The following is a 6,348-nucleotide window of genomic DNA, read 5'->3' as shown; positions in this document are numbered from 1 at the left end:
CAATTCTCGGCCTCGCGTGGCTTCCGCCCCGCCCACCGCTCGCGGGGGTGCGGGGGGGCGGGGTGCCCCACCGGGGCGGGGGCGCGCGGCCGCCCGCGGGCGGCGAGGAGGGGGCGCTGCCGCCGCCCCCGCCGGACGCCGAGGAGGAGGCGGCGCCGCCGCTCGACCCCGAGGACGAGGGGGCGCGGGGCGCGTGAGGCGATGACGCTCCGACTCGAGGGCATTCGCCACAGCTTCGGCGCGCATGTGGTGCTGCGCGGGATCGACCTCGCGGTCGGGCCGGGCGAGATCGTCTGCCTGCTCGGGCCCTCGGGCGACGGCAAGACGACGCTCTTGCGCATCGCCGCCGGGCTCACCCCGCTCCAGCACGGGCGGGTGTGGATCGGCGGCGTGCTGGTTGCCGAGCCCGGCCGCGAGGTGCCGCCCGAGGATCGCGGCGTGGGCTTGCTGTTCCAGGACTTCGCGCTGTTCCCGCACCTCACCGTGGCGCAGAACATCGGCTTCGGCCTGCGCAGCGCCGGCCGGGCCGAGCGCGTGCGCGAGATGCTCGCGCGCGTCGGTATGGAGCGCTTCGCAAACGCGATGCCGCACACGCTCTCGGGCGGGCAGCAGCAGCGGATCGCGCTCGCCCGCGCGCTCGCGCCGCGCCCGCGCGTGCTGCTGCTCGACGAGCCGTTCTCGGGCCTCGATGCGCGGCTGCGCGACCGCGTGCGCGACGACACGCTGCACGTGCTCCAGGAGGAGGGGATCGCGGTGCTGATGGTCACCCACGACGCCGAGGAGGCCATGTTCATGGCGGACCGCATGGCGATGCTGCATGACGGGCTGATCGCCCAGGAGGGGCCGCCGGCGCAGATCTACCTCCACCCCGCGACCCCCTTCGTCGCCGCCTTCCTCGGCGAGGTGAACCGGCTCGCCGGGACCGTGCGCATGGGCATGGTCGCGACCCCGTTCGGCCCGGTGCCGGCGCTGGGGCTGGCCGAGGGCGCGGTGGTGCAGGTGCTGATCCGCCCCGAGGGGATCCGGCTGATGCCAGAGGAGGCGGGCGAGGCGTGCCATGCCCGCGCCCGCGTCGAGGCTTCGCGGCTGCTCGGCCGGACCTCGATGGTGCATCTCTCCGTGATGGATGGCGGGCGCGAGGTCCATATCCACGCCCGCATCCCCGGCGAGTACCTGCCGGCGCGCGATGCCGTGGTGGCGGTTGCGCTCGACCCGACGAGGGCGCATGTGTTCCCCGATGAGGGACAGGACCGCGCGGCGGCATGAGAACTGGGCGTGGGAGGGCTCGCGGGACCGCGCGTTGCCGCCGCATCCGCGCTCTGCCATGATCCGCCGCCTCGTCGGGAACGCGGCGACAGCGCCCGGGGGACGCACACGGACATGAGTATCGGCATCTGGCAGATCGTGATCGCGGGGCTCGTGCTCGCCCTGCTGTTCGGCTCGCACAAGATCCCGGCCCTGGCGGCAGAGGCGGCAAAGGGGCTCAAGAGCCTCAAGCGCGAGGTGGCGGACGCGAAGACCGAGTCCGCCGACGCGCCCTTCAACGAGGGCGATGCGGAACCCAAGCGGTGAGGATGGGCGCAGGACGCTGACCCCCGCGCCGACACGACATGCTTGATCTGGCCTGGACCGAGATTGCGCTGATCCTGGTGGTCGCCCTGGTGGTGATCGGCCCGAAGGATCTGCCGCACGCGATCAAGGGGATTGCCGAGTTCATCCGCAAGGCACGGCGGATGGCCGGCGAGTTCCAGGTCCATGTGGATGAGATGATGCGCGAGACCAAGCTCGATGAGGTGAAGCGCCAGATCGACGAGGTGCGCCACGGCGCCTACGACATGAAGCGTCAGTTCGAGGAGGAGATCGACCCGAACAAGGATCTGGCGAAGTCGTTCAACGATCCCTTCGCCGAGCCGGCGAGCACGCCGGCGCCTAGCCCCGCGCCGGCGACGGCCGCGGCCGAGGCGCTACCGGCGGAGCCCGCCTCGCCACCGCCGCCTCCCGCCGTGGACGAGCCGCCGGCCTTCGTCCCGCCCGGCACCAGGACGCGTGACACGGTCTGAGTCGGATGCGCCCGGAAGAGGACTCCATCGACGACAAGCCGATGCCGCTGATCGATCACCTGATCGAGCTCCGGCAGCGGGTGATGATGGCGGTGGGCGGCTTCGTGCTGTCCTTCATCGTCTGCTACATCTTCTCCGAGCAGATCTACGGCTTCCTCGCCGCCCCCCTCGCCGACATCCTGCAGCAGCAGACCGGGCAGGAGCGGCGGATGATCTTCACCGCGCTCTACGAGGCGTTCTTCACCTACCTGAAGGTCGCGATGTGGGGGGCGCTGATGATCAGCTTTCCCTGGTGGGCGACCCAGCTCTGGCTGTTCATCGCGCCGGGCCTCTATCGCTCCGAGAAGCGCGCGGTGCTGCCGTTCCTGCTGGCGACCCCGTTCTTCTTCTTCGCCGGCGCCGCGTTCTGCTACTACCTGGTCATTCCGGCGGCGTGGCACTTCTTCCTCAGCTTCGAGACCCCTACGGGCGGCGGCGGGCTGCCAATCCAGCTCGAGGCCAAGGTCGGCGAGTATCTCTCGCTGGTGATGCGGCTGATCTTCGCCTTCGGCTTCGCCTTCCTGATGCCGGTCGGTCTCGTGCTGATGGCGCGCGTCGGCATCATCACGCCAGAGGGGATGGCCTCGAAGCGCCGCTACGCAATCGTCGGCATGTTCGTCTGCGCCGCGATCATCACGCCCCCCGACGTGATCAGCCAGGTCGGCCTCGCGCTGCCGCTGATCCTGCTCTACGAAGCCTCGATCATCGCCGCGAGGATCTTCCGCAAGCGCGCGGAGGCTGCCGCGGCCGCTGCCGCCGCCGACTGACTGGACATTCCCGATGCATGACATTCGCCGGATCCGCGAGGCGCCGGAGGCGTTCGACGCGGTGCTCGCCCGCCGTGGCCTCGCCCCGCTCTCGGCGGAGATCCTGTCGCTCGACCAGCGCCGGCGCGCCGCGCAGACGGCGTTCCAGGAGATGCAGGCGGCGCGCAACGCGCTCTCCAGGCGCATCGGTGCGGCGCGCGGCAAGGGCGAGGACACCTCGGCGCTCCAGGCCGAGGCGGCGTCGATGGCCGAGGCGATCGCGCGGGAAGAGGCCGACGAGAAGCGGCTCGGCGCCGAACTCGACGCGCTGCTCGCGACCATCCCCAACTGGCTCGACGATGCGGTGCCGACCGGCGCCTCCGAGGCCGATAACGTCGTACTGCGCACCTGGAACGAGCCCCGCGCGTTCGGCTTCACGCCGCTCCAGCATTTCGAGCTGGGCGAACGGCTCGGCCTGATGGATTTCGAGGCGGCCTCCCGGCTCGCCGGCAGCCGCTTCGTCGTACTGAAGGGGGCGCTCGCGCGGCTGGAACGCGCGCTCGGCCAGTTCATGCTCGACGTGCAGACAGGCGAACACGGCTACACCGAGGTCAACCCGCCGCTGCTGGTGCGCGAGGCGGTGCTCCACGGCACCGGCCAGTTGCCGAAGTTCCGCGAGGACCAGTTCGCGACGACCGACGGGCGCTGGCTGATCCCGACCGCCGAGGTGCCGTTGACCAACCTCGTGCGCGAGCAGGTTCTGGCCGAGCCCGACCTGCCGCTGCGCGTCGCCGCGCTGACGCCCTGCTTCCGCGCCGAGGCGGGCAGTGCGGGGCGCGACACGCGCGGCATGCTGCGCCAGCACCAGTTCATGAAGGTGGAGCTCGTCTCGGTCACCACGCCCGAGCAGTCGGACGTCGAGCACGCGCGCATGACGGCCGCGGCTGAGATCGTGCTGCAACGGCTCGGCCTTGCCTATCGGGTCGTGGATCTCTGCTCGGGCGATATCGGCTTCGGCGCGACCCGCACCTACGACCTGGAAGTCTGGCTGCCGGGGCAGGGGACCTATCGCGAGATCAGCTCGTGCTCGAACTGCCGCGACTTCCAGGCCCGCCGCATGGACGCGCGCTACCGCCCGGCCGAGGGCAAGGGCACGCGCTTCGTCCATACGCTGAACGGCTCTGGCGTCGCGGTCGGGCGGGCGCTGATCGCGGTGATGGAGACCTATCAGCGGCCCGACGGCGGCATCGACATCCCCGAGGCGCTGCGCTCCTACATGGGCGGACTCGCGGCGATCGCCCCATGACCCACCGCCACGCCCCGATCCCCGACCTTTCGGCCGCCCGCATCCTGGTCACCAACGACGACGGCATCACCGCGCCGGGCATCAAGGTGCTGGAGCGGATCGCGCGCACCCTCTCGCGCGATGTCTGGGTGGTGGCGCCCGAGACGCAGCAATCGGCGGTCAGCCACTCGCTCACCGTGCGCCGGCCGCTCCGGGCCCAACGGCTGGCGCCGCGCCGCTTCGCGGTCGAGGGCACGCCGACCGACTGCGTGCTGGTCGCCGTGCACGACATTCTCGGCCAGCGGCCGCCCGACCTCGTGCTGTCCGGCATCAACATGGGCGCCAATCTGGGCGAGGACATCGGCTATTCCGGCACGGTCGCGGCGGCGATGGAGGCGACGCTGCTCGGACGGCGCGCGATCGCGCTCTCGCTCGACCTGCCCGAGCGCAACGGCACCAAACCGCGCAAGCCGCGCTGGGACACCTGCGAGCGCCTGCTGCCCGACATCATCCGCCGCCTCGCCGCCCAGCCCTGGCCGGACGAGACGCTGGTGAATGTGAACGTCCCCGACCGGTCGCTCGACACGATCTCGGGCGTGCGGGTCGCGCATCAGGGCCGGCGCAAGCAGGGGCTCGCGCTCGAGAAGCGCACCGACCCGGACGGCCGGCCCTATTACTGGCTGGTGGACTGGTCGAAGGAGGAGGTGCAGCCGCGCGGCTCGGATCTCTCGGCGATCAATGACGGCGCGATCGCCATCACGCCGATCTCCATCGACTTCACCGCGCGCGGGTTCCTCGGCGATCTGCGCGAAGCCTTCGGCTGAGACGTGGCGTCAGACCCCTCGCGCATCCGCCTGATCCTGGCGCTGCGCCGGGCCGGCATCACGGACGCCGCCGTACTCGCAGCGATCGAGAGCATCCCTCGTGAAGTCTTTGTGCCTGAAACATTCAAGGACCAGGCGTGGGAGGACATGGCCCTGCCGATCGGGCTCGGCCAGACGATCAGCCAGCCGCAGGTGGTGGCGCTGATGACCGAGGCGCTTCAGGTATCGAAGAAACACAGGGTGCTGGAGATCGGCACGGGGTCGGGCTATCAGGCCGCGGTGCTGGCGAAGCTCTGCCGCCGGCTCTACACGATCGAGCGGCACCCGGCGCTGCTGGAACGCGCCGAGGCGATCTTCCGCGAACTCGGCCTGACGAACATCGTCACGCGCTGCGCCGACGGCACCAAGGGGTGGCCGGAGCTGGCGCCGTTCGACCGCATCATCGTCACCGCCGCGCCGCGCGAGGCGCCGCCGGCGCTTATGGACCAGCTCAGCCCCGAGGGCGGCGTGATGGTGCTGCCGATGGGGCCGAGCCCGCACGACCAGTGGCTCTGGCGCCTGACCCGCACCGGCGATGCCTGGGAGCGCGAGCGGCTCACCGCCGTGCGCTTCGTGCCGCTGGTGCCAGAGCCGCCGCCCGCGACCGAGACGCTGGACGTCCCCGTACGGGGGTGAGGCATCCCGGCAACGCCCGGGTGCAGAAATGCCACGGTCAAGCGGGTGTCGGTTGCAGCGCGACTCGGCCGCTCCGTATAACGGCCCCGGGACGAGTCGCAAGGCGTGAGGAGCATTCCATCGTGACGCCGGTTCCGGGGCTCCGGAGGTGCAACCTGAGCGTGTCGGCGGTGCTGCTGGCCGGGCTGGTGCTCGGCGGCTGCGTTGGCCGCGCGCCTGCGCCCACCGTGGTCGCGCCGGCGGTGACGCCGCCCGTGGTCGCGGTGCTGCCGGGCGACACGGTGCGCGCGATCGCCCGACGCAACGACGTCGACTGGCAGGAGCTCGCGACCGCGAACGGGCTCGCCGCGCCCTACACGATCCGCCCCGGCCAGCGGCTGATGCTGCCGCTGCGCCTGCCGCCACCGGTGCCGGTCGGTGCCGCGGTTGCCCAGGCGCCCGATCCGGTGGCGACCGCACCGGTCACCACGCTGGCCGATGGCGAGCGCGCGGTGGTCGCCGAGCCGCTGCCGCCGCCCGGGCCGACGCCCGCGTCCGTGCCGGCGCCGGCCGCGAGCCCGGTGGCCGGGACCCTGCCGCTGCCACCCGAGCCGCCCGGCGCCTTCGTGCTCCCCGCCTCGATCGGCGGCGTGCCGATCCCGCCGGCCTGGCCCGATGACGCGCCGGTGGCCGAGACCGATCTGCGCGCGATCGCCGAGGCCGCGCCGCCGCCCGGCGCG

General features: G+C 72.0%; 8 protein-coding genes and 1 pseudogene. All 9 read left to right on the top strand.

Annotation, left to right across the window (positions count from 1 at the left end; genetic code table 11):
* Positions 1 to 197: pseudogene (locus ACTIFU_RS21895) on the top strand (SMC-Scp complex subunit ScpB); the annotation flags it as partial.
* Positions 198 to 201: 4 nt separating this feature from the next.
* Entirely contained in the window at positions 202 to 1,266 is a 1,065-nt protein-coding gene (locus ACTIFU_RS21890; RefSeq protein ID WP_439580445.1) for an ABC transporter ATP-binding protein, read from the top strand.
* A 114-nt stretch (positions 1,267 to 1,380) separates the two neighbouring features.
* Entirely contained in the window at positions 1,381 to 1,572 is a 192-nt protein-coding gene (locus ACTIFU_RS21885; protein ID WP_439580444.1) for a Sec-independent protein translocase subunit TatA/TatB, read from the top strand.
* 38 nt (positions 1,573 to 1,610) lie between these two features.
* The gene (gene tatB / locus ACTIFU_RS21880; RefSeq protein ID WP_439580443.1) at positions 1,611 to 2,060 is read left to right on the top strand and encodes a Sec-independent protein translocase protein TatB; all 450 of its coding nucleotides are present in this window, start codon (positions 1,611 to 1,613) and stop codon (positions 2,058 to 2,060) included.
* A 41-nt stretch (positions 2,061 to 2,101) separates the two neighbouring features.
* On the top strand, positions 2,102 to 2,866 hold the full coding sequence (tatC, locus tag ACTIFU_RS21875) for a twin-arginine translocase subunit TatC (protein ID WP_439580442.1): 765 nt from the start codon (positions 2,102 to 2,104) through the stop codon (positions 2,864 to 2,866).
* A gap of 13 nt (positions 2,867 to 2,879) precedes the next feature.
* Positions 2,880 to 4,151 carry a serine--tRNA ligase gene (gene serS / locus ACTIFU_RS21870; RefSeq protein WP_439580441.1) on the top strand — a complete coding sequence of 424 codons (1,272 nt, stop codon included), beginning with the start codon at positions 2,880 to 2,882 and terminating at the stop codon, positions 4,149 to 4,151.
* Positions 4,148 to 4,954 carry a 5'/3'-nucleotidase SurE gene (gene surE, locus ACTIFU_RS21865; protein ID WP_439580440.1) on the top strand — a complete coding sequence of 269 codons (807 nt, stop codon included), beginning with the start codon at positions 4,148 to 4,150 and terminating at the stop codon, positions 4,952 to 4,954. Before serS ends, surE begins: the two co-directional genes overlap by 4 nt.
* A 3-nt stretch (positions 4,955 to 4,957) precedes the next feature.
* The gene (locus tag ACTIFU_RS21860) at positions 4,958 to 5,629 is read left to right on the top strand and encodes a protein-L-isoaspartate(D-aspartate) O-methyltransferase (protein ID WP_439580439.1); all 672 of its coding nucleotides are present in this window, start codon (positions 4,958 to 4,960) and stop codon (positions 5,627 to 5,629) included.
* A 122-nt stretch (positions 5,630 to 5,751) separates the two neighbouring features.
* Positions 5,752 to 6,348, top strand: a 597-nt coding sequence (locus tag ACTIFU_RS21855; RefSeq protein ID WP_439580438.1) for a LysM peptidoglycan-binding domain-containing protein, incomplete at its 3' end; no start/stop codon positions are given.

It is taken from the genome of Elioraea sp. (assembly GCF_051860475.1).
Classification (GTDB): Bacteria; Pseudomonadota; Alphaproteobacteria; order Acetobacterales; family Acetobacteraceae; genus Elioraea.
Note: the sequence above shows the minus strand (reverse complement) of the source record. Positions and strands in the feature narration are given on the sequence as shown.

Excerpts from the sequence above, each read along its gene's own strand:
- ACTIFU_RS21890 (WP_439580445.1), top strand. The coding sequence starts at position 202 with ATGACGCTCCGACTCGAGGGCATTCGCCACAGCTTCGGCGCGCATGTG.
- surE (WP_439580440.1), top strand. The coding sequence starts at position 4,148 with ATGACCCACCGCCACGCCCCGATCCCCGACCTTTCGGCCGCCCGCATC.
- ACTIFU_RS21885 (WP_439580444.1), top strand. The coding sequence starts at position 1,381 with ATGAGTATCGGCATCTGGCAGATCGTGATCGCGGGGCTCGTGCTCGCC.
- tatB (WP_439580443.1), top strand. The coding sequence starts at position 1,611 with ATGCTTGATCTGGCCTGGACCGAGATTGCGCTGATCCTGGTGGTCGCC.
- tatC (WP_439580442.1), top strand. The coding sequence starts at position 2,102 with ATGCCGCTGATCGATCACCTGATCGAGCTCCGGCAGCGGGTGATGATG.
- serS (WP_439580441.1), top strand. The coding sequence starts at position 2,880 with ATGCATGACATTCGCCGGATCCGCGAGGCGCCGGAGGCGTTCGACGCG.